Source organism: Chitinimonas sp. (assembly GCF_041904975.1).
Taxonomy (GTDB): domain Bacteria; phylum Pseudomonadota; class Gammaproteobacteria; order Burkholderiales; family Chitinimonadaceae; genus Chitinimonas.
This window is the reverse complement of record NZ_JAYRLZ010000447.1, coordinates 1-1,833: the sequence shown is the minus strand read 5'-3', so window position 1 is coordinate 1,833 and position 1,833 is coordinate 1. Positions and strand designations below refer to the sequence as shown.

2 protein-coding genes are annotated in these 1,833 nt (G+C 60.7%); both read left to right on the top strand.

Features of this window, described 5'->3' with window-relative positions; translation table 11 throughout:
• The coding region (locus ACE3OH_RS22025; RefSeq protein WP_374358390.1) for a GspE/PulE family protein at nucleotides 1–1,020 on the top strand (1,020 nt) is incomplete at its 5' end.
• Nucleotides 1,021–1,039: 19 nt separating this feature from the next.
• A partial coding sequence (locus ACE3OH_RS22020) for a GAF domain-containing protein (RefSeq protein ID WP_374358387.1) occupies nucleotides 1,040–1,833 on the top strand: 794 nt, incomplete at its 3' end.

Below are 1,833 nucleotides of genomic sequence, written 5' to 3'. Positions count from 1 at the left end.
AAGATCAAATTCAAGAAATACGGCCCGCTCGATATCGAGCTGCGCGTCGCCACCATCCCCACCGCCGGCGGCCTCGAGGATATGGTGATGCGTATCCTCGCCTCGGGCGAGCCATTGCCGCTGGAGAAGATGGGCTTTTCCAAGCGCAATGACGAGACCTTGCGCAAGGTGATTTCCAAGCCCTATGGGCTGTTCTTTGTCTGCGGCCCGACCGGCTCGGGCAAAACCACCACCTTGCATTCGGTGCTCAAATTCCTCAACACGCCGGAAACCAAGATCTGGACCGCCGAAGACCCGGTGGAAATCACCCAGAAGGGCCTGCGCCAGGTGCAGATGAACCCGAAGGCCGGACTGAACTTTGCCACTGCCATGAAGGCCTTTTTGCGGGCCGACCCCGATGTGATCATGGTCGGTGAAATGCGCGACAAGGAAACCACCAGCACCGGCATCGAGGCCTCGCTGACCGGCCACCTGGTGCTGGCCACCCTGCACACCAATTCGGCGCCCGAGTCCATCATCCGCCTGTTGGACATGGGCATGGACCCGTTCAACTTCGCCGATGCCCTGCTTGGCATCCTGGCGCAGCGCCTGGCCAAGCGGCTGTGCAAATGCAAACAGGCTTATCACCCGGAAGCAGATGAGCTGAAGATGATCCTGGCCGAGTATTCGAGCGAACTGGCCAATACCGCCAGCTGGACCCGCGACCCGGCCGCCGCGCAAAAGCAGCTGCTGGAGGAATGGCGCCGCGATTTTGCCGACAAGGATGGCAAATTCACCCTGTACAAGCCGGTAGGCTGCGATGCCTGCGGCGGCACCGGCTACAAGGGCCGGGTCGGCCTGCATGAGTTGCTGGTCGGCACCGATCCGGTAAAAAAAGCCATCCAGAGCCATGCCAGGGTTGCCGAGCTGTTTGCCATTGCCCTGGATGAAGGCATGCGCACCCTCAAGCAGGACGGTATCGAGAAAGTGATGCAAGGCATCACCGACCTGCACCAGGTACGCGCCGTCTGCATCAAGTAGTGACCGCAGGAGTACCACCATGCACAGCGCCGATGCCCTGAACCAGCGCCTGGAAATGCTCAACGCCATCGGCATTGCCCTGTCGTCGGAGCGCGATATCACCCGGCTGGTCGAATTGATCCTGCTCGCATCGAAAAAACTGGTGAATGCCGACGCCGGCACCGTCTACCTGGCCGACCAGGATGTATTGCGCTTCGAGATCGTCGTCACCCAGTCGCTTGGCATCGCCCTGGGCGGCTCTTCGGGCAAAAAGCCGCCGTTCGCCCCGATACCGCTGCACCTCGCCGATGGCACGCCCAATACCCACAATGTGGTGTCCTGCGCTGCCCTGTATGGCGAAACCATCAATATCGCCGATGCCTACACCGCCCATGGCTACGATTTTTCCGGCACGCGCCGCTTTGACGAAAGCACCGGCTACCGTTCCAAATCCTTCCTTACCGTTCCGCTGAAAAATCACGAGAACGAAATCATCGGCGTGCTGCAGCTGATCAATGCCACCGCCGCCGATGGCGACATCGTTGCCTTCAGTGAGCAGGACCAGCGCCTGGTCGAGTCGCTTGCCTCGCAAGCCGCCATCGCCCTGACCAACCGCCAGCTGATCAACCAGCTCGAATCGCTGTTCGAATCGCTGATCAGTCTGATCAACACCGCCATCGACGACAAATCGCCCTATACCGGCGGCCACTGCGAACGGGTACCGGCCCTGACTATGCTGCTGGCCGAGGCGGTGAGCCGGGTCACCTATGGCCCGTTCAAGCAGTTCCATATGACCGAGCGCGACCGCTACGAGTTGAAGATCGCCGGCCTGTT